This is a genomic window from Flavitalea flava, from assembly GCF_054461575.1.
In genome coordinates this window covers 159,604-185,160 of record NZ_JBTLQH010000005.1, presented here as the reverse complement: position 1 = coordinate 185,160, position 25,557 = coordinate 159,604, and the positions used below count along the sequence as shown (strand labels likewise).

19 protein-coding genes are annotated in these 25,557 nt (G+C 47.1%); 9 read left to right on the top strand and 10 right to left on the bottom strand.

Features of this window, described 5'->3' with window-relative positions; all coding sequences use genetic code 11:
• The first annotated feature begins 95 nt into the window (after positions 1 to 95).
• Entirely contained in the window at positions 96 to 776 is a 681-nt protein-coding gene (locus ACX0G9_RS07740; RefSeq protein ID WP_459064300.1) for an OmpA family protein, read from the top strand.
• 95 nt (positions 777 to 871) lie between these two features.
• Here ACX0G9_RS07740 and hemL read toward each other — a convergent pair whose 3' ends face one another.
• From hemL to hemA, 7 genes are all read right to left on the bottom strand, one after another.
• Positions 872 to 2,170: a glutamate-1-semialdehyde 2,1-aminomutase gene (gene hemL / locus ACX0G9_RS07735; RefSeq protein WP_459064299.1), complete on the bottom strand. Its 1,299-nt coding sequence runs from the start codon at positions 2,168 to 2,170 to the stop codon at positions 872 to 874.
• Between the two features lie 71 nt (positions 2,171 to 2,241).
• On the bottom strand, positions 2,242 to 3,219 hold the full coding sequence (hemB, locus tag ACX0G9_RS07730) for a porphobilinogen synthase (RefSeq protein ID WP_459064298.1): 978 nt from the start codon (positions 3,217 to 3,219) through the stop codon (positions 2,242 to 2,244).
• 162 nt (positions 3,220 to 3,381) lie between these two features.
• The gene (gene hemF / locus ACX0G9_RS07725) at positions 3,382 to 4,359 is read right to left on the bottom strand and encodes an oxygen-dependent coproporphyrinogen oxidase (protein ID WP_459064297.1); all 978 of its coding nucleotides are present in this window, start codon (positions 4,357 to 4,359) and stop codon (positions 3,382 to 3,384) included.
• A 40-nt stretch (positions 4,360 to 4,399) separates the two neighbouring features.
• A complete protein-coding gene (hemE, locus tag ACX0G9_RS07720; protein ID WP_459064296.1) occupies positions 4,400 to 5,434 on the bottom strand; it encodes a uroporphyrinogen decarboxylase in 1,035 nt (344 codons plus the stop codon).
• A 28-nt stretch (positions 5,435 to 5,462) separates the two neighbouring features.
• A complete protein-coding gene (locus ACX0G9_RS07715) occupies positions 5,463 to 6,236 on the bottom strand; it encodes a uroporphyrinogen-III synthase (protein ID WP_459064295.1) in 774 nt (257 codons plus the stop codon).
• Positions 6,223 to 7,146 carry a hydroxymethylbilane synthase gene (gene hemC, locus ACX0G9_RS07710; RefSeq protein ID WP_459064294.1) on the bottom strand — a complete coding sequence of 308 codons (924 nt, stop codon included), beginning with the start codon at positions 7,144 to 7,146 and terminating at the stop codon, positions 6,223 to 6,225. The genes ACX0G9_RS07715 and hemC overlap by 14 nt, the downstream gene beginning before the upstream one ends.
• Before the next feature lie 13 nt (positions 7,147 to 7,159).
• Positions 7,160 to 8,395 carry a glutamyl-tRNA reductase gene (gene hemA, locus ACX0G9_RS07705; protein ID WP_459064293.1) on the bottom strand — a complete coding sequence of 412 codons (1,236 nt, stop codon included), beginning with the start codon at positions 8,393 to 8,395 and terminating at the stop codon, positions 7,160 to 7,162.
• Between the two features lie 275 nt (positions 8,396 to 8,670).
• On the opposite strand from hemA, the gene hemH reads away from it, so the two are divergent.
• The 4 genes from hemH to ACX0G9_RS07685 all read left to right on the top strand — a co-directional run bounded on the left by hemH (position 8,671) and on the right by ACX0G9_RS07685 (position 15,485).
• Positions 8,671 to 9,690 (top strand): ferrochelatase, encoded by a 1,020-nt coding sequence (gene hemH / locus ACX0G9_RS07700; protein ID WP_459064292.1) that lies wholly within the window; start codon positions 8,671 to 8,673, stop codon positions 9,688 to 9,690.
• A gap of 22 nt (positions 9,691 to 9,712) precedes the next feature.
• Positions 9,713 to 10,237 (top strand): CopD family protein, encoded by a 525-nt coding sequence (locus ACX0G9_RS07695; RefSeq protein WP_459064291.1) that lies wholly within the window; start codon positions 9,713 to 9,715, stop codon positions 10,235 to 10,237.
• Between the two features lie 777 nt (positions 10,238 to 11,014).
• Positions 11,015 to 14,458: an isoleucine--tRNA ligase gene (gene ileS / locus ACX0G9_RS07690; RefSeq protein WP_459064357.1), complete on the top strand. Its 3,444-nt coding sequence runs from the start codon at positions 11,015 to 11,017 to the stop codon at positions 14,456 to 14,458.
• A gap of 4 nt (positions 14,459 to 14,462) precedes the next feature.
• Positions 14,463 to 15,485, top strand: a complete 1,023-nt coding sequence (locus ACX0G9_RS07685; protein ID WP_459064290.1) for a TraR/DksA family transcriptional regulator — start codon at positions 14,463 to 14,465, stop codon at positions 15,483 to 15,485.
• A gap of 140 nt (positions 15,486 to 15,625) precedes the next feature.
• Here ACX0G9_RS07685 and ACX0G9_RS07680 read toward each other — a convergent pair whose 3' ends face one another.
• Positions 15,626 to 18,055: a T9SS type B sorting domain-containing protein gene (locus tag ACX0G9_RS07680; protein ID WP_459064289.1), complete on the bottom strand. Its 2,430-nt coding sequence runs from the start codon at positions 18,053 to 18,055 to the stop codon at positions 15,626 to 15,628.
• A 54-nt stretch (positions 18,056 to 18,109) separates the two neighbouring features.
• Between ACX0G9_RS07680 and ACX0G9_RS07675 the strand changes: the two genes are divergently transcribed.
• On the top strand, positions 18,110 to 19,378 hold the full coding sequence (locus ACX0G9_RS07675; RefSeq protein ID WP_459064288.1) for an NRAMP family divalent metal transporter: 1,269 nt from the start codon (positions 18,110 to 18,112) through the stop codon (positions 19,376 to 19,378).
• A 3-nt stretch (positions 19,379 to 19,381) separates the two neighbouring features.
• Here the strand turns inward: ACX0G9_RS07675 and ACX0G9_RS07670 are convergent, their stop codons facing one another.
• Positions 19,382 to 21,202, bottom strand: a complete 1,821-nt coding sequence (locus ACX0G9_RS07670) for an ABC transporter ATP-binding protein (RefSeq protein ID WP_459064287.1) — start codon at positions 21,200 to 21,202, stop codon at positions 19,382 to 19,384.
• 113 nt (positions 21,203 to 21,315) lie between these two features.
• On the opposite strand from ACX0G9_RS07670, the gene ACX0G9_RS07665 reads away from it, so the two are divergent.
• The gene (locus ACX0G9_RS07665; RefSeq protein WP_459064286.1) at positions 21,316 to 21,693 is read left to right on the top strand and encodes a ribosome-binding factor A; all 378 of its coding nucleotides are present in this window, start codon (positions 21,316 to 21,318) and stop codon (positions 21,691 to 21,693) included.
• 26 nt (positions 21,694 to 21,719) lie between these two features.
• On the top strand, positions 21,720 to 22,949 hold the full coding sequence (locus ACX0G9_RS07660) for an FtsX-like permease family protein (RefSeq protein ID WP_459064285.1): 1,230 nt from the start codon (positions 21,720 to 21,722) through the stop codon (positions 22,947 to 22,949).
• A gap of 201 nt (positions 22,950 to 23,150) precedes the next feature.
• Here the strand turns inward: ACX0G9_RS07660 and ACX0G9_RS07655 are convergent, their stop codons facing one another.
• On the bottom strand, positions 23,151 to 23,984 hold the full coding sequence (locus tag ACX0G9_RS07655) for a transketolase (protein WP_459064284.1): 834 nt from the start codon (positions 23,982 to 23,984) through the stop codon (positions 23,151 to 23,153).
• A 302-nt stretch (positions 23,985 to 24,286) separates the two neighbouring features.
• Here ACX0G9_RS07655 and ACX0G9_RS07650 point away from each other — a divergent pair, with 302 nt between their 5' ends.
• Complete coding sequence (locus ACX0G9_RS07650; protein ID WP_459064283.1) at positions 24,287 to 25,423, top strand: glycosyltransferase family 4 protein; 1,137 nt, start codon at positions 24,287 to 24,289, stop codon at positions 25,421 to 25,423.
• Positions 25,424 to 25,557 lie beyond the last annotated feature (134 nt).

Below are 25,557 nucleotides of genomic sequence, written 5' to 3'. Positions count from 1 at the left end.
CAGCCTGAAGTATACCTGTATTACCCTATGAAACAATAATAGACGCAAAAATGTTAACCTATAATAATCTCCTGAAAAACACTAAAAAAAGAAATATGATTTGGATTAAAAGAGGAATCTTCATACCGGTAATCATTGGCTTTATCCTGTCCGGCGTAACCGGCTGTAAAAGCATGAATAAAACACAGAAAGGAACGGCTATTGGCGCCGGTGCCGGTGCTGCTGCCGGAGCATTGATCGGAGGAGGGAAAAATTCTGTGCTGGGTGCGCTGATCGGTGCTGCTGTAGGTGGTGGCGCAGGTTACCTGATCGGCCACAAAATGGATAAGCAGGCTCAGGAGATCAAACAGGCGGTCCCGGATGCAAACGTGGAAAGAGTAGGGGAAGGGATCAATATGACCTTTAATTCAGGATTGTTATTCACCATTAATTCCAGCATGCTCAGCGAAGCCGCAAAGACAAGCCTGGAAAAGGTTGCTTCTGTATTCGTGAAATATCCGGAAACCAATCTCCTTATCGAAGGGCATACGGACGATACAGGATCTCCCTCCTTTAATATGGATCTCTCTAAAAAAAGGGCTTATGCCGTAAGTAGTTTTTTACAGACAAAAGGGGTAAGCACGGGTCGGATGGATATAAAATGGTATGGCGAAACACAGCCCAAATACCCAAATACAAGCGAAGCGAACCGTGTTCTCAACCGCAGGGTGGAAGTGGCTATTACCGCTAATGATCAGATGAAGGAGGATGCAAAGAAGGGCACCCTTCAGCCATAAACAGCCATAAACAAACCCCAATGGAAGTATCGGCTATCGCATAAAAAAATCAGGTCAAACGACCTGATTTTTTTATGCGATAGCATTCCAATCGATTAGTCTTTCAATTCTTTCAGACTTTCCCTGACCGCCCTGATCGTTTCATCGAGATCTTCTTTGGTTAGCGCGTTATTCAGAAACCAGCTTTCAAAGGCGGAAGGGGGCAAATAGACACCCCGCCTTAGCAAGGCATGAAAGAATTGTTTGAAACGCTCATTGTTGGCGGCGGAGGCCGAGGCAAAATCCGTAACTGGATATTCGCTGAAATGAACGCTGATCATGGAACCCAATTGATTGATCTGGTAGGGTAGACCCCAGGCCCGTAAAGTATCGTTCAATCCGTCGCGGAGATAAATCGTTTTTTCTTCCAGTTCTTTATAGACAGACGGATTCTCTTTTAGATGGGTAAGCAAGGTATAACCGGCGATCATGGCAATTGGATTTCCACTGAGGGTTCCGGCCTGGTATACATTACCCAATGGGGATATATGCTCCATAATCTCTTTTTTTCCGCCGAAAGCACCGACAGGCATACCACCCCCGATCACTTTACCATAGGTGAGCAGATCTGCGCGGATGCCTAGTCTTTCCTGTGCACCGCCAGGGGCAAGCCGGAATCCTGTCATCACTTCGTCCAGAACAAACACGATCCCTTCTATATCACAAATTGCCCGCAGGCCTTCCAGAAAGCCCGGAGCCGGAAGGATACAACCCATATTCCCGGCAACAGGTTCGACAATGATCGCAGCGATCTCTCCGGGATGTCCGTTAACGAGTTTTTTCACGGCACCCAGGTCATTATAAGCGGCCGTAAGCGTATCCTGTGCAACGCCCGGCGTAACCCCGGGTACGGTCTGAATATTAAAAGTGGCCAATCCGCTTCCGGCTTTTACCAGGAAAGGGTCGGCATGGCCATGATAGTGACCTTCGAATTTAATGATCTTATTGCGTCCTGTATAACCCCGTGCAAGACGAATGGCACTCATACAGGCTTCCGTCCCGCTGCTCACCATTCTGATCAGATCGACGTTTGGAGTCATACTGCGGATAAGTTCCGCCATTTCAACTTCCAGTTCCGTAGGAGCTCCGTAGGAAGTGGAGTAACCCGCGTAATCCCGGATGGCTTTTACACCGGGTTCCCAGGCGTGCCCAAGGATCATCGGTCCCCAGGAAGCGATATAATCGATATACCGGTTGCCATCGGCATCATAAAGGTAAGGGCCAAACGCTTTTTGGATAAAAATAGGAGTGCCCCCCACGCTTTTGAAGGCTCGTACAGGGGAATTAACACCGCCGGGAATGCTCTGCTGCGCCCTTTCGAATAATTGCTGACTCTTTTTGATGGAATAACTCATGGCTTTCGGTAAATATGAACCTCGTTTAATGAATTGGCAAAGATGGTGAATAAGGGTTTAATCTTTCAGATTCAGGCCGTCAATAATTTGGCGGCGTCCTTGGCAAAATAGGTGGCGATAAGGTCAGCCCCTGCTCTTTTAAAGGAAGTAAGCGTTTCAAGAATAGCTTTTTCTTCATTGATCCAGCCCATTTTCGCGGCAGCCTTGATCATGGCATATTCCCCGCTGATATTATAGACACTGACCGGTACCGTTACAGCATTTTTTATTTCCCGGACTATATCCAGGTAAGGAAGACCGGGTTTGACCATAACGATATCTGCTCCTTCCTCTACATCCATGATGGCCTCCTTGATGGCTTCCAGACGGTTGGCATAATCCATCTGGTAGGTTTTTTTATCGCCGAAGCCGGGTGCTGAATCAAGTGCATCCCGGAATGGACCATAGAAACAGGAGGCGTATTTTGCGCTATAGGCCATAATCCCGGTCCTGGTAAGATTATTTTCCTCCAGGGCCTGACGGATCGCGCCGATGCGGCCATCCATCATATCGCTCGGTGCAACCCAGTCGGCGCCGGCTTCTACGTGACTGATGCTCATTTTTACCAGGGCATCCACCGTGGGATCATTGACGATCTCTCCTTTATCTACGATACCATCATGGCCATAAGAGGAATAAGGATCGAGTGCAACATCGGTCATGACAACCATTTCCGGAACAGCTTCCTTAATCGCCCTGATACTTCTTTGCATAAGGCCATTGGGGTTCCAGGCTTCTTTTCCCGTATTATCCTTTAATTCGTCTTTGCATTTGATGAAGAGCAGAACGCATTTAATACCCAGGCTCCATAGTTCTTTTACTTCTATTACCGTGCCGTCGATGCTTCTCCGGTAATAGCCGGGCATGGAAGGGATCTCCAGCGTTATTCCCTTGCCTTCGTCGATAAAAAGAGGAACGATAAAATCATTCGGAGTCAGCACGGTCTCGGCAACCATGGAACGGATGGCTGGCGTTTGACGTAAGATGCGGTTGCGACGTTGGAGATACATATAAGATTATATAAGGTTTAAAGATTCTCGATTGTTATTCCCCTTTAGCTGTTTTTATAACTCCCCCTTCAGGCAACCGAGAGAATCGAAGGTAATCGAGCAAAGCGACCATAGAAGCCTTGCGAAGATTACGAGCGGAGCTCAGCAAGTTCTGAACAGTGTTCAGAACGAAGCTCTGGGGGGTACCCAATCTCTCGGATGCAGACAGGCATCCAACAGTTCGGCTTCCGGCGACCCTTCGGCCGGTTGATGATTATAACTCCATCTGGCCCGGGGAGGAAGGCTCATCAGGATGCTTTCCGTCCTTCCATTTGTTTTAAGACCGAACAGGGTTCCCCGATCATGGACCAGGTTAAACTCCACATAACGGCCTCTTCTTATTTCCTGCCATTCCGTCTCCCGCTCTCCAAAAGAAAGATCCTTTCTTTTCCCGACAATGGGCAGATAGGCCGTGAGGAAAGCATTGGCGTTGACTTGTTGAAAGTAAAGTAATTTTTCTGCTTCCTCTTCATCTGCCGGGCGAAGATGATCATAAAAGACACCGCCGATACCCCGCATTTCGTCACCCCTGTGCGTGTTGACAAAATAGGCGTCGCAGGTTTTTTTGTAGAGTGGATATTTTTCTTCTCCGAATTGATCCAGGGCGTTCTTAAAGGTTTGATGAAAATGCCGGGCATCCTCCTCAAAAAGATAATATGGAGTAAGATCTGAGCCACCTCCGAACCACCGGTCGATCACGTTACCATCTTTGTCATATACTTCAAAATAACGCCAGTTGGCATGAGTGGTCGGGACATAGGGATTTAACGGATGAAGTACCAGGGACAGTCCACCGGCAAACCATTTGTGTCCATCGATCTTTAATTGGGTGCGCATGGCATCGGTTACCTCTCCCCATACAACCGAAGTGTTGACACCCCCTTTCTCGAAAACATTTCCATTGGTTATTGTTTTGGTAACGCCACCTCCTCCGCCTTCCCTTTGCCATTCGTCTTTTGCAAAGACAGCTTTGCCATCCACGGATTCCAGGGCATAACAAATACGGTCCTGCAGTCCATAGATGAAGGTAATCCATGCTGTACGGAAAGTGTAGGTATGGGTCTTATAAAGCAATTTTGCAGGTTGATCCATAATGTTCATCCTATTTTGATTTACAAACTAAGGCAAAGGTATGAGCACGTTACTTCCTCTGGTAATTTTTAACCGTATCCACAAAGGCCCTGGCGTGATCCACCGGCACATTGGGCAGGATACCATGTCCCAGGTTCGCGATATGGGAATGCCCTTCAAACGCCTCCAACATGGTCTTTACTTCCTTCTCTATCACCGGTATGGGCGACAATAATTTAGCGGGGTCGAAATTTCCCTGCAAGGTGACCTTGGGCCCTGCCAGTTGTCTGGCCAGCTCCGGACGGATACACCAGTCGATCCCCAGTCCGTGTGCGCCGGTGGCGGCCATTCCTTCCAAAGAATGCCAGGCACCTTTCGCAAATACAATAGTAAGTACTTCGTCTTTGAGGGCAGTTACGATCTGCCGGATATAACGGAGGGAAAGCCATTCAAAATCATCCGGCCCGAGCAAACCGCCCCAGGAATCGAAAATTTGTACGACATCCGCCCCGGCCTTTGCCTGTCCTTTGAGGTAAGCAATAGTCGTATCGGTGATCATTTGTAATAAAAGGTGGGCGGTTTCCGGTTGGGTATAACAAAACTCCTTTGCCTCATCGAAGGTCTTCGAACCCTTGCCTTGGACCATATAACATAAAAGGGTCCAGGGCGCTCCGGCAAAACCGATCAGGGGTACGCGGCCATCCAATGTCTTTTTGGTCAGGCGAAGCGCATCGAAAACATATCCCAGCTTTTCTTCCACATCCGGCAGGATCAGTCGGTCGAGGTCTTTAGGCTGTTTGACCGGGTCAGGTAAAAAAGGGCCTTTGCCTTCTACCATTTGCACTTCAAGGCCCATAGCCTGGGGAACGACCAGTATATCGGAAAAGATGATCGCTGCGTCTACTCCTACCTGTTCTATAGGCTGAATAGTGATTTCCGTGGCTAATTCCGGAGTCTGGCAGCGTTCGAAGAACGAATACTTTTCGCGCAGCTTAATATAATCCGGCAGATAACGCCCGGCCTGACGCATCATCCAAACAGGCGGCCTTTCCGTCGTTTCTCCCCGTAAAGTCCTTAATAACAGATCGTTCTTCAGTGTGCTCATAGCTTATTTCGTATATATATTATCGTTACTATTTGTCTTTTTCCGCCCCCCCTTCAGGGGGCCGGGGGGTATAATGATCGATTACCTGCCGGATCAACGCCTCCTTTTCAGGTGATGCGCTGATGATCGTTTGATTCGTGTTATAGGACCGGATAGCCTCGGCCGTAGTTTGCCCGATGGCGAACAACAGGGTAGTCGCTGGTATCGCATTTGCCGAAAAAAAACTATGTACGGCGCTGGGACTAAAAAAAACGATCCCGTCATAGTTACTGTCCAGCCTTTGCGGGGTTCGGATTGTCTTATACACTACCAGTTCATGGACCGTAATCGATTCCTGCCGGAGTTTTTCCGGCAATTCATCCCTTCTCTGATCGCCACAGAAAAAAAAGATCTCCTTGCCGGTTTGGTCTTTTAAACTGGTAATGATCGTATCGGCCAGTGACCTGGCAGAATCGGCAGTTCCAGCGATCCGGTCTTCACCGAAATAATTTCGGACCAGTTGCTGCGTCGCATGACCGATGCAAAAGATTTTCCAGGGTATCGAAGTCATTTCACTGGTCTTAACGGAAGCCTGCAGTCCAAGCTGCCGGGTTATCGCTTCCACCGCATTCATACTGGTGAATACGGCAAGCAGCGGCTGGCAGGAAAGCTCCCTGATCCTTTGGGTCAGGGCGGAATCATGAAGAGGCTCGGTTTCGATAAAGGACAGGATATCCAGGACTATTCCTGCCTGCGCTGCCCCTGCAGTAATAAGGTCATCCAATGGCCTTGTCGATAATATGCGAATTTTATTTTTCTGCATGACGTATACTGTCTGCTATTTCATTTCCACCTTTTTCAAGCAGCTCTTCAGCAGCCGATCTTCCCAGGTCCGCTATTATGTCAAGGGGGAGTATTTTTTCCACCTCCACTTTCCGGCTTCCATCCAGGGAGAGGATCTGCCCTCTGAAAAAGATCTCCCCTTCCTCTAATTCCGCCAGGGCACTGATAGGAGTAGTACAGCCTCCCATCAACGTCCGTAAAAAATCCCTTTCGATCTTGGTACAAAGCGCTGTATCGGGATCGTTCAAAAGACGGCAGGCTTCATCGGTTGAGTCATCTTCTTCCCGGCAAACGACCATGATAGCGCCCTGGGCAGGAGCGGGCAGCATCCAGTCCAGGATAATGCTTTTTTCAGGGCGCAGATGTATTCGTTCCAGACCGGCCTGGGCAAAGATCGCTCCATCCCAGTTTTCCGAATCCAGTTTTTTGAGACGGGTATTGACATTTCCCCGTAGATTATGCATTTGGTGAAGAGGAAATTTATGAAGCCATTGTGCTTTGCGGCGAACGCTGCTGGTTGCGATATGGGCGACGACCTCTTTTTGACGGAGGAAACCGGGTTCGGTTTTATAAACAAGCAGATCGGAGACCGGACCCCTCTTCAGCACAGCAGCTTGTTTCAGACCACGGGGCAATTGGGTAGGGACATCTTTCATGGAATGAACGGCGATATCGATGGTGTGGTTCAGGAGTGCGTTGTCCAGGCTTCGGGTAAAAATTCCCTGCACCCCCATTTCATACAAAGGTGTTTGCAGATCCAGATCGCCTTCACTTTTTATCCTGACCAGCTCCGAATTTATTCCATGGCTTTCCAGTTGCTCTTTTACCTGCGTAGCCTGCCAGACAGCCAGCTGGCTTTCTCTTGTCCCTATCCGGATCGGTTTTTCCATGTAATAGTAATACTTAGTTTGTTCCAGTGGCAATATACTCATTGATTGCCTCTATGTACTGGCAGCCACCCTGATTATGCTGGCGCATTTTGGTAGCCATTCCGTTTATTACCCGTTGGATGTGTTCATCCGAATTGCTTTTGGATGGGAAAGGCTCGCCGGATAGCCGGCTATAAAGGGGACATGAATGTAATTCTTTTAATTTTGTTTTAGCAGCCTTTAACACCGGGACGTGTTTGCGCATTTCATGCCATTCCATAAATTCGATGGTATGACTGTCAATGATTCCCCGGGCTTTTGGAACCTCTCTTTCTCTTTTTTGCAGGGTTTCGTCTTTCAGTTTGGAGAGTTCATCCACATTTACCAGTGTGATATTGGATAATTCACCGGCAGATTTTTCCACATTACAGGGGATTGACAAATCGATGATGAGTTTAACTCCTTTGTTTTCCAGATGCTTATGTAACAGGGTGGGCTGCTCTGCATTTGTAGCGACCAGGATAATATCGGCTGCTGCCGCATGGGTAGCCAATTGGTCCAGAGGCGCATAAGAAATGCCCATTTCATCCGCAAGGCTGATCGCTTTTTCTTCCGAACGGTTGATCAGTGTGATCTCCCTGGTATTCAGATAATCCACCAAATTCCTGCAGGTATTGCGTCCGATCTTACCGGTCCCGATCAGCAGGATCTTTTTCCCGGTGATATCTTTTATTTTTTCTTTAATGAATTGAATGGCGGCAAAAGAGACCGAAACAGTACCGCCGCTTAGTGCAGTCTGGTTCTTGATCGACTTGGAGGATTGTAACACACAATTTGCCAGTCTTTCGGTAAATGGCCCGATGAAATTACGTTCCCGGGCAAAATTCACGGCCTGTTTGAGCTGACCTACGATCTCGTAATCGCCAAGGATCTGGGAATCCAGACCCGCTGCCACCTGAAAAAGATGTTCGATGGCGGCAGGGCCATTTTTAATATAGGCTAATTCAGTAAATGTTTCGGCATTTCCCGTTGTTTGGGTGCAAAGCAGATCTATTAGTTGAGAGGCATGTTCGGCCCAGCCATAGATCTCGGTCCTGTTACAGGTAGAAACGATAAATAATTCGTTCAGATGATAAGAAGGAGCAAGGGTAAGCAGTTTTTCATATTGCTCGGTACTGATGGCAAATTGCCCCCTGATAGCTGCGTCGGTTTTCTTATAATTGATGCCTGCAATGAAAAATCCTGATATGTCAGAAGCCTTATTCACCATTATTCGCCATTAGTTAGACTGCTTGTGGAATAGTTACGCAAAAGTACTTGTCAGAGTTTCTATTACATACATCTTTCTGTCATTAGACTGTCATTTATGAGGTTGACTATTATCATACATGGTCCTAACCTGACTCCTGGCCGGAAAATCCATTTTTCAGGATCTTCGTCAGCCTTAAAAAAACCATTTCAGGCTAAAACCCGTTTGTTGCAATAATGTGACAATTATCTGAATTTTTCGGGTGGCCATGGGCTATCTTTGCAAATTATTTTTCTATGGCACAATCAGGCAAAAGGGCGATCCTGCTAATGAACCTGGGATCACCGGATTCCACTTCCACCCCGGACGTGAGAAGGTATTTGATGGAATTTCTGATGGATGGCAGGGTCATTGATTACCCTTATCTTTTTCGTAAAATATTAGTCGGAGGTCTTATCGTTCCTTTTAGGGCCGCCAAATCTGCCGAGGCCTATCAGACCATCTGGACGAAAGAGGGCTCTCCGCTGGTGGTACTGACCCGCCAACTACAAGAGGCATTACAGAAGCAAGTAACGGAACCGGTAGAAATTGCCATGCGTTATGGTAATCCTTCCATGGAAGAAGCCTATGAACGACTGGTAAAAAAAATGCCGGATCTTGAGGAAATCCTTGCCATTCCGCTTTACCCTCATTATGCCATGGCTTCTTTTGAGACGGCGGTTGAACATGCCAAAGAAATACACCGTCGTAAAAAGTATTCCTTCCGCTTGAATTTTATTAACCCTTTTTATAAGGAACCGGCTTATCTGAAAGCATTGAGCGAACGCATCAGACCCTACCTGGCACAGCCATACGATCATATTTTGTTTAGTTATCATGGGGTGCCTGCCCGTCATATTAAAAAAAGCGATGTGACTGGAAATCATTGCCTGCAATCGGCCGGATGTTGCGAACAGGCATCACCGGCACATGACCATTGTTACCGGCACCAGTGTTTTACCACGACTAAGGAAATCGTTCGTATGCTAAATATCCCTGCGGACAAATACAGTAATTCCTTTCAGTCGCGGTTGGGTAAAGGCTGGCTGGAACCCTTTACGGATATCCGTTTGGAGGAAATGCCAGAGGAAGGGATAAAAAAATTACTGATCCTTTGCCCCGCTTTTGTCAGTGATTGCCTGGAGACCCTCGAGGAGATCGCCATGCGTGGAAAAGAAACCTTTATGCAGGCAGGGGGGGAGGAATATACCATGATCCCCTGTCTGAATACGGATCCGCTCTGGGTGGAGGCTCTTGCCGGGTGGATAAAAGCCTGATCCAAGTCCGAATACCATTTTCATGTATAACTATATCAAGGCCCTTCACATTGTCTTCGTCATAACCTGGTTCAGCGGGTTATTCTATATTGTCCGTCTTTTTATTTATAATGCAGAAGCTGCGGAAAAGCCGGAACCGGAGAGAACCATTCTTCAAAACCAGTTTGCCGTGATGATTCCCAGGCTTTGGTGGGGGATCACCTGGCCCTCTGCCATATTAACCCTGATTTTTGGTCCGTGGATGCTGATCCTGATGGGCAGTATTCCTGTATGGCTTTGGATCAAACTCTGTTTTGTACTGGGTCTGTATATTTATCACCTTTCCCTGCATTATATCTTCCGTCAGCAAATGAAAGGGGTATTCCGGTATTCCTCCCAGCAATTACGGATCTGGAACGAGGTGGCCACTATTTTTTTAGTGGCGATCGTAATGCTGGCAACCGTAAAAGAAGGGATGAGCTGGGCTTGGGGATTGCTGGGCCTCTTCCTTTTTGTGATCCTGTTAATGAGTGCCATAAAGATCTACAAGGCCCTAAGGAAAAAATGAGGGTATAAAGAGTTAACCGGGGCCGTAAAATTTTAAAAATGGAAAACCCTCCCGACTAGTAAGGTCGGGAGGGTTTTTTATCCGGGGTAAAAAAGGTGGTTTTTAGGAACTGGAATGTTGGATGATCTTTCAGGAATTGCGATGAACGGGCCTGGTGTTTGCTTGACGATCGGGTTCTTCTAAAGGTAATATCAGAGATTAAAAACGGGAAGGTTACGGATCTTCAACGAATATCTTAACGAATAACTCAAGGAATAAGGAACGAATTGCTCAACGAATAAGGGAAATGAGAAATAAGGGGCTAGCGGCAGGAGGGTAAGTTAAAAGTAAGGGGAGTAGGAATACCCCCCTTTTTAACCCCTAAACCCTAAACCGTAGAAAAACTTAATTTTTTCTTATATGAAAAAGGCGTGTTGGCGCCTTTTGGATAATCATCTTTTCTGAAGAGTAATTAACCACAAATTATGCCAAAGCTAAATATTGTGGATAACTACTAACCTGAACCTATTCGTAAAAAGATGTTCAAGGAGCTTTTAGCAAAGCTTTAACAAGTTAAGATTTTTCTTCATGGATAGTTTGATTTTTTTTAAAATTATTCAGGTAACGGTACCTGTTAACGGTTAAAGGTTACGGTTACAGGATTTTGAGGCTTTTAGGGTCCGGCCCTTGACCTTATTACTGTTCTCAGAAATTCCCCGTAACTTTGCAGCCCTTTTCCACCTTCGATTTTATCCGGAAAACACGGATTTTCGGATGCAAACTTTTTTATTATCAGCTATGTCGAATAAGTACAAGGAATATCAGCAATTGAACCTCCCTGCTATAAGCCAGGAAATACTGGCCAAATGGGAGAGCGGCCGTGCTTTTGAAAAGAGTGTTGAATTACGGGAAGGTGCAGAGCCTTTTGTGTTTTATGAAGGACCTCCCAGTGCCAATGGAATGCCTGGTATTCACCATGTGATCAGTCGTACCCTTAAGGACCTGGTATGTCGGTATAAGACGATGAAAGGGTTCCAGGTCAAACGAAAAGGCGGTTGGGATACCCATGGCCTTCCGGTAGAATTGGGTGTTGAAAAAATGCTGGGGATCACCAAGGAAGATATTGGCAGGAAGATCTCGGTAGCCGACTATAATGAAGCTTGCCGGCGCGAGGTTTTGAAATATAAAGATAAATGGGACGATCTGACCCGTAAAATGGGCTATTGGGTGGATCTGAAGGATCCTTATATCACCTTTGACAATAAATATATTGAAACCCTCTGGTGGATTTTGGGACAGTTATATAAAAAGGGGTTATTGTATGAAAGTGTAAGCATACAGCCTTATTCCCCGGCTGCAGGGACCGGGTTGAGTTCGCATGAATTAAATCAGCCGGGTACCTACAAGGATGTAAAAGACACCTCTGCAGTAGCGATGTTCAGGGCTGTCCTTACTGAACACAGCGAATTCCTCTTTAAAGAGGCTGCAGGCGGGGAAGTTTTTTTTATAGCCTGGACGACCACCCCCTGGACCCTGCCCTCCAATCTGGGTCTGACGGTAGGGCCGAATATCGATTATGTATTGGTAAAAACATTCAATCCTTATACGCATTTACCTGTCAATGTAGTGTTAGCCAAGGCTTTACTGGGAAAATATTTCAAACCCGAAGGAGAGAACGGAGATTTTGGGGGGTATAAAGAAGGGGATAAGGTACTACCCTGGCAGGTCCTTTCTTCCTTTAAGGGGGAACAAATTGTAGATTGCCGGTATGAACAGCTTTTGCCTTATGAGGCAAATAACAAAGAAGTATCGGGCGGAGACCCCTTCCGGTTAATTCCCGGCGATTTTGTGACTACCGAGGATGGTACGGGGATCGTACATACGGCTCCTGCCTTTGGCGCGGATGACTTCAGGGTTGGGAAAAAATTTAATATCGGTATCCTGGTGATGGTAGACAAACAGGGTAAATTCATAGAAGGATTGGGAGAATTCAGCAATCGCTATGTTAAAAATTACAAGGACGACCCGAATTATGTGGATGTAAATGTGGACATCTGCGTAAAATTGAAAAAAGAGAACCGGGCCTTCAAGATTGAAAAATACGAGCATAACTATCCGCATTGCTGGAGAACGGACAAACCCATCCTGTATTATCCTCTTGATGCCTGGTTCATCAGGACGACAGCCCTGAAGGATAGGATGGTGGAATTGAACAAGACGATCAACTGGAAACCGAAGTCCACCGGAGAAGGGCGTTTTGGCAACTGGCTGGAGAATATGGTGGATTGGAACCTGAGCCGAAGCCGTTTCTGGGGAACACCGCTTCCCGTGTGGCGTACTGAACTTACGGAAGAAGAAGAGAAAGCAGGAGCTGCCAGGGAAGAAATATGTATAAGTTCGATCGCACAGCTGAAAACTGAACTGGAAAGATCATTTGCTGCCGGCATCATGAAACCACAGGCAGGTGAGAGCACCGCCATAACCATTGACAAACTTACGTCCGATCTGCACAAACCCTATGTGGATACGATCATTTTGGTTGCTCCTTCCGGCAAACCGATGCAAAGGATCCCTGATCTGATCGATGTCTGGTTCGATTCAGGGGCAATGCCCTATGCCCAATGGCATTTTCCTTTTGAAAACAAGGAAATTTTCGCCAGAAATTATCCGGCTGATTTTATAGCTGAAGGGGTCGATCAGACCCGGGGATGGTTCTATACCCTTCATGCCTTAGGCGCTTTACTGAAAGAATCCGTTCATGAGACCCTGAAAGAAGCAGGGATCGGAGGAACGGCCGCCGATCTGGACAGAAAGTATCCCGGAATAGCCTATAAGACTGTCGTATCCAATGGGTTAGTGCTGGATAAGAGCGGTAATAAAATGAGCAAACGTTTGGGTAATGTGGTCGATCCCTTCCAGACGATCGGAGATTTCGGGGCTGATGCTACAAGGTGGTACCTGATCACCAATGCCTCCCCCTGGGAAAGCATGAAATTCGATATCGACGGGATCAAAGAAGCGCAACGGAAATTCTTCGGTACTTTATACAATACCTACCAGTTCTTTGCCTTATATGCCAACGTAGATGGTTTTGTTTTCCGGGAAGCCGCCATTCCACTTGAACAACGGCCGGAAATAGACCGGTGGATCCTTTCTTCTCTCAACACCCTGATCGTCAAGGTGACCGACAGTATGGATGATTACGAACCTACTATGGCCGGAAGACTGATCGAAGACTTTGTCGATGAACAGCTAAGTAACTGGTATGTAAGATTATGTCGTCGCCGGTTCTGGAAAGGAGAATATGAACATGATAAAATTTGTGCGTACCAGACCCTTTATGAATGTTTGGAAACGGTCAGCCGGTTAATGGCGCCGGTTTCCCCTTTCTTTGCGGATTGGTTATTCAGTAACCTGGAAGAAGTGACGGGGCGCATCGATGCTGAATCCGTACACCATGCCCGTTTCCCTGAGGCCGATAAGGCAGTGATCGACAGCCTGCTGGAAGAAAGGATGGAAATGGCCCAAAATGCCTCCTCCCTGGTTCTTTCCTTGCGCAAAAAGGTAAATATCAAAGTCCGTCAACCCTTGCAAAAGATCCTGATCCCCGTTTTGGACCCGGGTATGAGACAGCAATTGGAAAAAGTGGAAGACCTGTTAAAGGCGGAAGTGAACATTAAAGAGGTTCAATACCTTTCCGGAACGGATGGTTTTATTAAAAAGAAGATAAAGCCAAACTTTGTGGCGCTGGGCAAAAAATTGGGGGCCAGGATGAAGTCGGTGAGCACCGCTTTGGCTGCTTTTTCACAGGAAGATATATCCAAATTGGAAAAAGAGGGCAATTATACTTTGTTAATTGATAGCGAACCGTTAATATTACAAATTAATGAAGTAGAGATAGCCAGTGAAGACATTCCTGGCTGGGTGGTGGCTGGTAAAGACACTCTCACGGTAGCCCTTGACGTAACGGTAACCCCGGAACTGGCCCAGGAAGGCAATGCCCGCGAATTTATCAATCGTATACAGAGAATCCGTAAAGATAGTGGCTATGAATTGACAGACAGGATATTAGTAAAAGTAGCCCCCTCTCCAACCCTAAAAGAATCCCTGACCCTGTACAACGATTATATTTGCACGGAAATTTTGGCAGATTCCTTAGAATTGGTATCGGAACTAGCTAATGGCACTGAAATTGAAGTGAATGATATCCTTTTAAAAGTGTTTGTTACTAAAAAAGCCTAATCGTATGGCAACCAAGAAGAAAGCGGCAAAGCCCGCTAAGAAACCTACTAATGTCAAGAAAATAGTTCCTGCTAAGAAGGTAGCGCCCAAGCCTGCCTCCCCGTCAGGAAGTAAGGCGGGTAAGCCCTCTGTCGGGCAAACGGCTAAAAGTATAGCCAAACCGGTAGTTGCTGTTGTCAAAAAGGTTGCCCATCCGGCCCCGGTCGCTAAAAAGGCTGCTGTTGCCATTGCGCCGGCCAAAAAGCCCGCTGCAGCTGCATTCAAACCTGTTGTAAAATCACCCGCTTCCCATGCTACAGTGGCTGCTGCCGCCAAACCGGCTGCTCACACGGTAGCATCCCATGTGTCGCATACGGTCCCCGGTAAACCACCGGTGATCAAAGAAACACCCAAAAAACCCTTAGTGAAAACACCTGAAAAGCCCCTGGCAAAAGCACCTGAGAAACCGCTGGCGAAACCACCGGAAAAGAAAGAGGAACCCAAACCGGTTCCGACGCCCCCTGTGGCCCTTAAACAAGAACCCAAGAAAATTGTTACTCCTCCTAAACCCACAAAAGTTGTTATTCCGGAAATGAAAACAAAAACTGTTAGAAAATATGAACCGGAATTCACTAAATCCGTTTTAGATACCCTTCAAGAAGGACAAACAGGACCCACTATGAGATATAGCGATTCAGAACTTGGAGAATTCAGAGAGCTGATCAACCGAAAATTGGATGCGGCAAAAAAAGAGCTGACTTATTTGCAGGGATTGATTACGCGTAAGGACGAAATGGGAGGGGATAATGATGATGCCCGGTACATGACCATGGAAGACGGAAGTATGAGCATGGAAAGGGAGCAGCTGAGCCAGATGGCAAGCCGCCAGATCACCTTTATCGATCACCTCGAAAAGGCAATTATGCGCATTGAAAATAAGACCTACGGTATATGCCGGGTAACCGGAAAACTGATCGATAAAGCGAGATTAAGGGCTGTGCCACATGCCACCCTTAGCATCGAGGCCAAACAGATGATGAACAAATAAAAGTCAGGTCTTCAGCCGGATAGACAGCGCTCACTTAGTAAGCGCGGCAAGGTTATTTTAAGCATAGCCTTGCCGCGCCAAGCTGCTTATGTTCGTATATTACCGTATTACTCCTCCAGACCCGGGCTTTTGCATTCCCGCTATCTTACCAGCAAAATGGTCCCTTTATCCAGCACCTTATTTTTACCCTCCATGCCTTCTATAAAATACACATAAGTTCCCGCTTCCTGCGGCTGGCCGTTAAAACGTCCGTCCCATCCCTGATTACTATCGGAAGTGGAAAAGACTTTATTCCCCCACCTGTCGAATATGACGAAATGTTGGAGGCTGAGATAGGTATTGGCCGGTATCCGGAAAAGATCGTTCCTTCCATCTCCGTTCGGGGTAAAGGCATTGGGCATTTGCAATTTTCGTAAGATCTTAATGATCGCCTTTTGATAGACCTTGCAGTCTTCGGAAGTGGTTACCTTAAGTGTGAATTCCGAATTTGCGGTTAGCGCCACGGTTGTTGGCGATAGGGTCATAGGATTGATCAACCCTGCGACCGGTGTCCATTCGTACGTATCGTAAAGGCCCTTTATGGAAGCCCGAAGCGTAACGACTCCCATATAGAACACGGAACTGTCTGCCGGATCGATGACAACGGCAGGAACAGGTTTCACGGTCATGGCTATCGTATTCGATAGTACGGGAGTTGTTGAGCAACCAGATGTATAAGCAATAAGGGAACAATAAACCTGGTCGTTATCGGACAGACTGTTATTGGAATAGGTGGGACTGCTGCTGCCCGTGACATGACCATTCAACACCCATTGATAAGTAACGGGTGGCCCTGCGTTTTGGAAACTGGCTGTAAAGGTAACGGGCGTGCCGGGACAGATACCGTTACCGGAAGCTACAATGCCCAGGGATGGGGGAGGTTCGGCGCTTACTGCAACGGCAATACTATTCGAACTGGCGGTGGGGCTGGTCGCACAGGTATAGGAAGGGTCTACGCTCAGGATACAGTCCACCAGGTCTCCATTAACCGGGAAAAGGAAGGTAAATACCGGGTTGTTTGTACCCGTTGGTATACCATTTAATCTCCATTGATAGGAAGGCGCAGGGCCGCCATTTACCGGTACTGCAGTAAAAACTACAGGACTTCCATTACAGGCAACCTCAGGGCTGCCTGTAATGGTAAGGGAAGTCGGGCCGGAAGGCGTACTCTTAATGGTGACCGTATTGCTGACAACGGATTCGGTCCCCGAACAGCCGGTGGCCGAGAGCGTGCAGGCGATCAGATCCCCATCCTTTAAATTTCCGCCAACAAAACTGCTGCTGTTCGTTCCGACAGGCTGACCATTCAGCGTCCATTGGTAGGCGGGGTTAGCCCCGCCACTGGTGATCAGGGCGGAGAAGGTGATCGGCGTATTTCCGCAGATATTGTTGTCAGAGGCGGATACGGTGATCGTTGCTACAGATACAGGCGGGGCAGTTTGGTTAGCGCCTATCCTTCGGATACGGTTATTATAGTTGTCTGCGATCAGAAGATTTCCGGCACCGTCCATACAAATGGCTTCGGGATAATAAAGAAGGGCATTCACGGCAAGACCCCCATCCCCGCCAAATCCGGAAGTCCCGGTTCCTGCGATAGTGGTAATGATACCGGTAGCGGCATCGACTTTCCGGATCCTGCCATCATCGTACTCAGCAATAAAAATATTCCCCTTTGCATCCAGGCACAGACCAAAAGGGCCGAACAGAGAAGCATTGATGGCGGGCCCTCCGTCGCCGCTGTAGGCGTAGGCTCCGTTTCCTGCTACTGTTGTGATTATACCGGTAATGGCATCGATTTTCCGGATCCTGGACGTAACGCCGCCATAGAGCTCGGAAAAATAAAGGTTGCCGCCGCCATCCAGGGCAAGATTTTCCGGATATGCGGTCGTTGCAGCCGTCGAAGGACCGCCATCCCCGCTGAAACTGGGGGAACCATTCCCCGCAATCGTAGTGATAATGCCGGTTGAAGCGGTCACTTTGCGGATGCGGTTATTGTACGTATCGGCTATATAGAAGTTCCCTTGCACATCGGCGATGACGCCAAATGGCGTATTCAGATTTGCAAGGATCGCAGGTCCTCCATCTCCTCCATAGCCCTTTATGCCGTTACCGGCAACAGTCGCAATGATATTGGTCGCCGCGTCTATCTTCCGGATACGGTGGCCACCGTATTCGGCAACATATACATTTGCGGCGCCGTCCAGGCAAACAGAAATGGGAAATTGCATAAGCGCAGCCGTGCCCGGTCCACCGTCACCTCCGTATCCCCAATTGGTCGACCCGGCCAGCGTGGTGATGATTCCTGTAGTGGCATCCACTTTGCGTATGGCATTCCCGCAGGTCAGGTAAAAATTGCCTTTTACATCGACACATATGCCTGCTGTAGAGGGTGTCCCCGCACAAATTGCAGGGCCTCCGTCACCGGTGGAGCCATTATAGCCGTTTCCGGCGATTGTGGTAATGTATTGGGCGGAAGAAGAAATGCCAAACAACGATAAAAGGAGAACCAATGAAATACGGAGAATATTCATGAGAAGGTTTCGGGACTTAAAGCTAATTATCTTTTGTTTACCTTACAATGCAATATGAAAAAATCCGGTAAAGGGCAGTCGAAAATCAAAAAATACCTTCGTTTACTGGGACCCGGCATCGTAACAGGAGCAAGCGATGACGATCCCTCCGGAATTGCCACTTATACCCAGGCGGGAGCTGCTTTCGGACTGGCTACGCTCTGGACCGCGCTGCTTACTTTTCCTTTGATGGCTTCAGTACAGGAGATGTGCGCAAGGATCGGGATGGTCACCCGGGAAGGGCTGACAGGCACTTTGAAAAAACATTATCCCCGGCAGATCCTGTACCTGATGATCCTTTTCAGTTTTCCGGCCATTACCCTTAATATCGGGGCGGATATCCAGGGAATGGGAGCCGTGGCTCATATGCTGATCCCTGCGGTGCCTGCTTTTGCCTTTGGAATCGGTTTTACGGCGATCCTTATCTTTTGCATTATCCGGTTCTCCTATCAGAAAATGGCAAGGATTCTAAAATGGCTTTGTCTTTCCCTCCTGCTGTATCTGGTCGTCCCCTTTTTGGTAAAAGCCGATTGGGGGGCCGTTATAAAAAACACGTTTATTCCTACGATTCACATAGACCGTTCCTTTTTTGAAATACTGGTGGCTATACTCGGTACCACGATTTCCCCCTATCTGTTCTTCTGGCAGGCAACGATGGAGGTGGAAGATCTTGCCCATAATCCTAAAAAGGTCATCGTCAACAAAAGGATTATTAATGATATGCGGACGGATGTGAATTCAGGGATGCTGTTCTCCAATATGGTCATGTATTTTATCATCCTTACCGCCGGAGTTGTTTTATACAATGCGGGTATCCGGCAGATCGATACGGTCGATCAGGCGGCAAAAGCGCTGGAGCCCCTGACGGGCAAACTGACCTACATCCTGTTCGCTCTCGGTGTGGTCGGCACCGGCTTCCTGGCCATTCCCGTACTCGCCGGATCTTTATCTTATATCATGGCCGAAACCTTCAATTGGCAAAGCGGACTGGATAAAAAATTCAATGAGGCGAAAGGGTTTTATATTACCATCATTACATCCCTGCTCATTGGGTTGTCCCTGGACTCCCTGGGTATCAGCCCGATAAAAGCGTTGATCTATACCGCGATCCTCTATGGCCTGACAGCGCCGGTGATGATTGCGATCATCCTTCATATCTGTAATAATAAAAAAATAATGGGAACCTTTGTCAATGGCAAACGATCAAATATTCTGGGAGGGCTGGCGCTTCTGCTAATGACCACGGCCGGGATCGCACTGGTATGGTTTACATTCAAAAAATAGGAATTATTTCACCTCCTGTATATCGACCAGTCGTTTGTAGAATCCATTCAGACCGAGCAGTTCGTCATGGGTGCCTCTTTCAACGATCTGGCCCTTCTGCAGCACGACGATCTCATCGGCATGCCGGATGGTGCTGAGACGATGGGCGATAACGATACTGGTACGATGCTGCATCATTTTATTGATAGCGTCCTGGACCAGGCGTTCGCTTTCGGTATCCAGGGAAGAGGTGGCTTCGTCAAGGATCAGGATGGGTGGGTTTTTCAGCAAGGCGCGGGCGATAGTAAGCCGCTGTCTTTCTCCGCCGCTGAGTTTATTTCCCCGGTCTCCTATATTGGTTTGATACCCGTCCTCTTTCTGCATGATGAATTGATGGGCATTGGCTATCTGGGCCGCATGTACGATCTCCTCATGGGTCGCTTCGGGTTTGCCCAGTGCGATATTGGCGGCAATGGTATCGTTGAAGAGAATGGGCTCTTGGGTCACTATACTCATTTGTTCTCTGACTGACTTCAGAGAATATTCCTTGATATTGATCCCGTCAATGAGCAACTCGCCGCTGCTGACATCGTGGAACCTGGGAACGAGGTCCGCGAGGGTGGATTTGCCGGCGCCCGAAGAACCCACAAGGGCGATCGTCTTTCCTTTGCCGACCACCAGGTTGATATTGTCCAGGATGGAAGCGTCTTCATAGAAGAACTTCACATTGCGGAATTCGATGGCGTCCTGGAAATTGTCCAGTTTCTTACCATTCGGGTCGTCCTGAATATTCACCGGCGCCTTCAGCAATTCTTCAACCCTTTCCATGGCGGCAGCGCCACGCTGAATATTAAAAAAAGAAGTAGCTAGATTCTTCGCCGGATTAAGCAGCAGGCCGAAAACCCCTATATATACGATCAGGTCGCCTCCGGGAAATCCCTTACCTCCGTGACCTGTGTTCTCCAGGACAAGTCTTCCCCCGAAATACAGGATCGTACTGAGGATCATGATTCCCAGCACTTCGGTGAGCGGTGAAGCGAGATCACGGCGGAAATTCATTTTATTGCGGATATGAAACAAATCGTCATTGATCTGCCTGAATTTTTTACCCAGCAAGGCTTCTGCACCGAATCCCTTAATGATACGGATCCCTCCCAGGGTTTCATCCAGCACTGACAAACTCTCTCCTAATTTAACGGAAGCATCCTGGGATTGGCGTTTCAGGGAACGGCTGATCCGGCCGATGACAAAACCGGTAATGGGAAGCAGGATAACCAGGAAAAGCGAAAGGGCCGGACTTAGATAGACCATATAGACCAGGTAACCAATAACGGTCAGGGGATCTTTGATCAGGCCTTCCAGCGTACTGACAACCGAAGATTCGATCTCATAAATATCGTTGGTCATACGTGATATAAGATCCCCTTTACGCCTTTCGGTGAAATAGCCTATCGGGAGGGCCAGTATCTTTTTGTAAACATCATTGCGAAGGAACGTGATCGTTGCGCTCCGGATAGGGGAGGAGATATAGCTCGACCAGTAGAGGAACAGATTCTTCAGGATGGTGGTAACGATGATAAAAATACATATGGCGCTAAGGGCCGCCATGGTTCCACGGGTCCTGATAATGTTTTCCAGGATACCTTTGACCGGCCCGATAGCATTGGTGGAGACCGAGGCTGCCTGCTGGGGGCCTTCATGCGGAAACAGGATATTCATGAAGGGACTGAGCATGCCCAGGGAAAGCAGGCCAAAGACAATGGACAATAAGGTAAAAACCAGGTATATCACTAATTTGATCCTGTATTTGGCCAGATATTTCAGGATCACAGAGAATTTCTTCATGTTTTTTGTATTGATGCCGGCCCTTGAATAACAAATAAATAAGCCGTAATTTTACACATGCAAAATTAGCGGTAATATCGTTAAGTTGCGGATAGATTGAATTGTTAAACAATATGGAAGAAGGAAAACGTCAGAAACAAGTAGGGGCCTTATTGCTGCAGGAATTGAATGGTATATTCCAGCGGCTTGGTCTGGGAATGATAGAAGGGGGACTGATTTCCCTGACAGGGGTCAAAATTACCCCGGACCTTCTGGAAGCAAGGGTTTACCTTAGTTTTTTCCAGGTGAAGGACCCGGCTGTGGCCATGAAGAAAATAGAGGACCGGAGCTGGGAGATCAAACGGGAGCTGGCTTCAAGGGTTAAGAATCAATTACGCCGTATACCCATATTGCATTATTACCCGGATGATACTATGGAGCATGCGTCCAAAATGGATGAAATATTCCGGAAACTCAATGAGGAGAAGCCCCCGGGAGAGCAGGGGCAATAGATTCCTTACCGTAAAAAAACCAGATCTTGACCTTTCTTTTTGCCTGGCGTTATTTTAAAGCAAAGAAATCTACCAATGCGATCAATATAATTGCCAGAGTAAGCATGGCGGCTATTGTAGTGGGTTCTGCATCGCTGATCCTGGTATTGAGTGTCTTCAATGGTTTTGAAGACCTGGTAAAATCCCTCTATACCAGTTTTTATCCCGATCTGAAAATTACCCCATCCTTAGGTAAGACCTTGATCCTTAACCCGCAGCAATTAAAGCAACTGGCAGGTTTACAAGGAGTCCGGGCCTGGTCGCTGGTCGCTGAAGACAAAGCGCTGCTTGAAAATGGCGAGAGGAAGGCCATCGCTTTTCTGAAAGGTGTGGATGAGCATTTTACAAGGGTCTCCGGTGTGGGCGAAAAAGTGATCAGGGGGAAATTTGAGTTGGGTAACTCCGATCATCCGCAAGCTGTACTGGGTTCCGGCATTGAATATGCTTTGGGGATACAGGCCGACCGGGCCATTCTTCCCATATCCGTATACCTGTTTAAAAAAAATTCCCCTGAATATACTGCCGATCCGCTCGCTTCCTTAAGCAATGAGAATATGGTCACCTCCGGCGTTTTTGTCATCCAGCAGGATTTCGACGACCATTACGTCATCACCAACCTTCCCTTTATCAAACGTATGCTGGGCATGAAGGCCGACGAATATGGAGGCATGGAACTGGCTGTTGATAATCCGCAGCAGTTGCCGTTGCTGAAAACTCAGGTCCAGCAGTTATTGGGGAAAGACTACCGGGTACAGACAAGGTATGAACAGAACCAGAGTCTTTATAATGTGATGGGAACGGAGAAATGGGTGATCTATATTGTACTTACCCTGATCCTGGTGGTAGCAGCCTTTAATATGGTGGGCGCCCTGACGATGCTTGTCTGGGAAAAACAAAAGGATATCCAGGTATTAAAAGCCCTTGGGGCATCCGACAGGACGATCAGGCGCATATTCCTCGGGGAGGGATTGTTACTGGCTCTTCTTGGAGGGGGAAGCGGAATTCTTTTAGCCGTTTTCGTTTGCTGGATGCAACTGCAATTTAAACTTGTCCCTTTGCAGGGCGGTTCTTTTCTGATCGATTATTATCCTGTTAAATTAGTGGCCACAGATTTTCTGCTTGTCTTTTCTACCATTTTGGTGGTAGCCCTGCTGGCCTCCTGGCTTCCGGCGAGAAAAGCCGCTGCCCAACCGATCGAGCTTCGCTCCCAGGGTTAATCTCCTATATTATTTCCAATAAAACGTAAACGTGAACCACGGGTTCACGGGGCCGGTAGGCCAATCATTAGATTTTAAAAGCGCCGGTGTACTTTTCCAGGTAACACGGGTGCTTTTAAAAGACCCCGGCGTATGGCCGGGGTCGGTATTAAAAAGGCATTAATTTTTTTGTTATTCTACAACCTTACGTGGTCGTTATTTTTAATAATCTCCCAGTGTTTCGGGAAGTTGGGCCAGGGCTTTTTTCAGTTGTTCGTCGTTAGGCGCAACACCGTGCCAATTGTGATCGTTTTCCATAAAATCGATTCCTTTACCCATGATCGTATGCATCATTATGCCGATGGGTTTGCCTTGTCCGACCAGACCCTTTGCCTTGTCAATAGTGGCCAGGACATCATCCATATCGTTCCCGTTCATCTCCAGGGTAGTCCATCCGAAGGCATCGAATTTTTGATGAATATTTCCCAGGTTCATAACGGATTTTGTGGTTCCGTCGATTTGCTGGCCATTCCAGTCTACCGTTGAAATCAGGTTATCTACTTTATGATGTGCTGCGAACATGATCGCTTCCCAGTTCTGTCCTTCATCGAGTTCTCCGTCTCCGTGCAGAGAGAAGACAATATTTTTATCGTTATTGAGTTTTTTAGAAAGTGCAGCACCGATCGCGACACTCATGCCTTGGCCAAGAGAGCCGCTGGCAATCCGGATTCCCGGAAGGTGTTCGTGAGTGGCGGGGTGACCCTGAAGGCGGGAATTGATCTTGCGGAAGGTAGCCAGTTCTTTGATGTCAAAATAGCCTGATCTGGCCAATGCGGAATAAAAAACAGGGGAAATATGGCCGTTGGAAAGGAAAAAAAGGTCTTCATTCTTACCGTCCATGCTGAATTGCGGATTATGCTGCATCACCTTAAAATAAAGAGCGGTAAGGAAGTCGGCGCATCCAAGGGATCCACCAGGGTGTCCGCTTGCGGCACCATGTACCATTCGTACGATATCTCTTCTAATCTGGGTTGCAATTGCTTTCAAATCAGCCATATAAAGTTTGGTTTAAAAATGTAGTCTGCAAATCTACTGGAATTTATTTATCATGAATAGTTTGATGCATTAAACTTTTGTATTAACTTTCCGTCCTATTTCTCCCTGACTAACCACTGATTGCATGGTAGATCAAAGGTTCTTAACATCAAAAACTGACCTCTTTAAACTTACCGCCGCATGACCCCGGGCCTGATATTTGCATAAGTTGGCTTTGTAATTAGTAGCATTTTGTTACATAATAGAAAAAGAGTTCCTATTTAAAGAATTCCTATTTTTGTCCACCATTCAAATTAAGGCTGATGTTTGATGTTTTACTGTCTATAGCTATTTCCTTTACGATCACCTTCTTAGCCATTCCAGCCATTATCAATGTGGCTGAAATGAAAAAGTTATATGATATGCCGGATGAACGCAAAATTCATCTGACTCCCATTACCCCACTTGGGGGATTGGGTATTTTTGCAGGTTTCGTATTTGGCTGCCTTCTTACCATTCCTTTCGGACAATCAACTGACCTTCAGTACTTTATGGCCGCATCGCTCGTCATTTTCTTTCTTGGTTTGAAGGACGATATCCTGGTTATTTCGCCCGTGAAAAAATTTATAGGCCAGGTGCTGGCAGCTTTTATCATTATTTATTACGGCGGTATTCAGATCCGGAGCATGCATGGCTTTTTAGGAGTTTATCAGCTTCCGGAAATGTTCAGTCTGCTGCTGACTTATTTTGCAGTCATCGTAGTGATCAATTCCTTTAACCTGATTGACGGAGTCGACGGATTGGCCGGAAGCCTGGGGCTTTTATCCACTGTCATCTTCGGGACATATTTTTTAAATGTGGGCATGCTTCCTTATGCTGTGATTGCTTTTTCCCTGGCAGGAAGTCTTCTTGCTTTTCTGATCTTTAATTTTCAGCCTGCAAAAATATTTATGGGAGATACGGGCTCCCTTTTAGTGGGAACTATAAACGCTATTCTGGTCATTAAATTCATTAATGTGGCCAATTCGCCGGACGTAAGTTTTCCTATCTCCGCTTCCCCGGCAATCGGGTTTACGGTTTTGATGATCCCTATGCTGGATACCCTTCGGGTATTCGGTATCCGTATTCTTCACCGCCGTTCTCCTTTCAGCCCTGACCGCAATCATATCCATCATCTTTTACTGGACAGGGGATTTTCACATAAAGCGATCACTTTCTTTTTAGTCGCTATCAACCTGACCGTTCTTGCCATAGTCTTTCTGGAAAGGTCTCTTAATTGTACCCTTCTTTTTTTCTCTGTCTTTGCCGTCTTTTTTACCATGATCGGCGTGATCTATTATCTCCGTCCATCAACACCACGCCTGGTGGTCGCCAGGAGTTCAAAAGGAGAGAACGGTCAGTTAAAAAAGGCCTCGAAACTGGTCTCCTTAAAAGACTCTGTTATGGAACAAAATAATTGATAAACAATCGATTTCAACTTTCTCTTTGAACCGGTCTAAGGCCGGTTCAAAAATTTTCCATAGGTTTGCACCATTGTCAAATCGTAGATTCGGCAACCCCGTTGAAATATCATTTATTTGTTGTCAAAACGCAG

Excerpts from the sequence above, each read along its gene's own strand:
- ACX0G9_RS07740 (WP_459064300.1), top strand. The coding sequence starts at position 96 with ATGATTTGGATTAAAAGAGGAATCTTCATACCGGTAATCATTGGCTTT.
- hemL (WP_459064299.1), bottom strand. The coding sequence starts at position 2,170 with ATGAGTTATTCCATCAAAAAGAGTCAGCAATTATTCGAAAGGGCGCAG.
- hemB (WP_459064298.1), bottom strand. The coding sequence starts at position 3,219 with ATGTATCTCCAACGTCGCAACCGCATCTTACGTCAAACGCCAGCCATC.
- hemF (WP_459064297.1), bottom strand. The coding sequence starts at position 4,359 with ATGAACATTATGGATCAACCTGCAAAATTGCTTTATAAGACCCATACC.
- hemE (WP_459064296.1), bottom strand. The coding sequence starts at position 5,434 with ATGAGCACACTGAAGAACGATCTGTTATTAAGGACTTTACGGGGAGAA.
- ACX0G9_RS07715 (WP_459064295.1), bottom strand. The coding sequence starts at position 6,236 with ATGCAGAAAAATAAAATTCGCATATTATCGACAAGGCCATTGGATGAC.
- hemC (WP_459064294.1), bottom strand. The coding sequence starts at position 7,146 with ATGGAAAAACCGATCCGGATAGGGACAAGAGAAAGCCAGCTGGCTGTC.
- hemA (WP_459064293.1), bottom strand. The coding sequence starts at position 8,395 with ATGGTGAATAAGGCTTCTGACATATCAGGATTTTTCATTGCAGGCATC.
- hemH (WP_459064292.1), top strand. The coding sequence starts at position 8,671 with ATGGCACAATCAGGCAAAAGGGCGATCCTGCTAATGAACCTGGGATCA.
- ACX0G9_RS07695 (WP_459064291.1), top strand. The coding sequence starts at position 9,713 with ATGTATAACTATATCAAGGCCCTTCACATTGTCTTCGTCATAACCTGG.
- ileS (WP_459064357.1), top strand. The coding sequence starts at position 11,015 with ATGTCGAATAAGTACAAGGAATATCAGCAATTGAACCTCCCTGCTATA.
- ACX0G9_RS07685 (WP_459064290.1), top strand. The coding sequence starts at position 14,463 with ATGGCAACCAAGAAGAAAGCGGCAAAGCCCGCTAAGAAACCTACTAAT.
- ACX0G9_RS07680 (WP_459064289.1), bottom strand. The coding sequence starts at position 18,055 with ATGAATATTCTCCGTATTTCATTGGTTCTCCTTTTATCGTTGTTTGGC.
- ACX0G9_RS07675 (WP_459064288.1), top strand. The coding sequence starts at position 18,110 with ATGAAAAAATCCGGTAAAGGGCAGTCGAAAATCAAAAAATACCTTCGT.
- ACX0G9_RS07670 (WP_459064287.1), bottom strand. The coding sequence starts at position 21,202 with ATGAAGAAATTCTCTGTGATCCTGAAATATCTGGCCAAATACAGGATC.
- ACX0G9_RS07665 (WP_459064286.1), top strand. The coding sequence starts at position 21,316 with ATGGAAGAAGGAAAACGTCAGAAACAAGTAGGGGCCTTATTGCTGCAG.
- ACX0G9_RS07655 (WP_459064284.1), bottom strand. The coding sequence starts at position 23,984 with ATGGCTGATTTGAAAGCAATTGCAACCCAGATTAGAAGAGATATCGTA.
- ACX0G9_RS07650 (WP_459064283.1), top strand. The coding sequence starts at position 24,287 with ATGTTTGATGTTTTACTGTCTATAGCTATTTCCTTTACGATCACCTTC.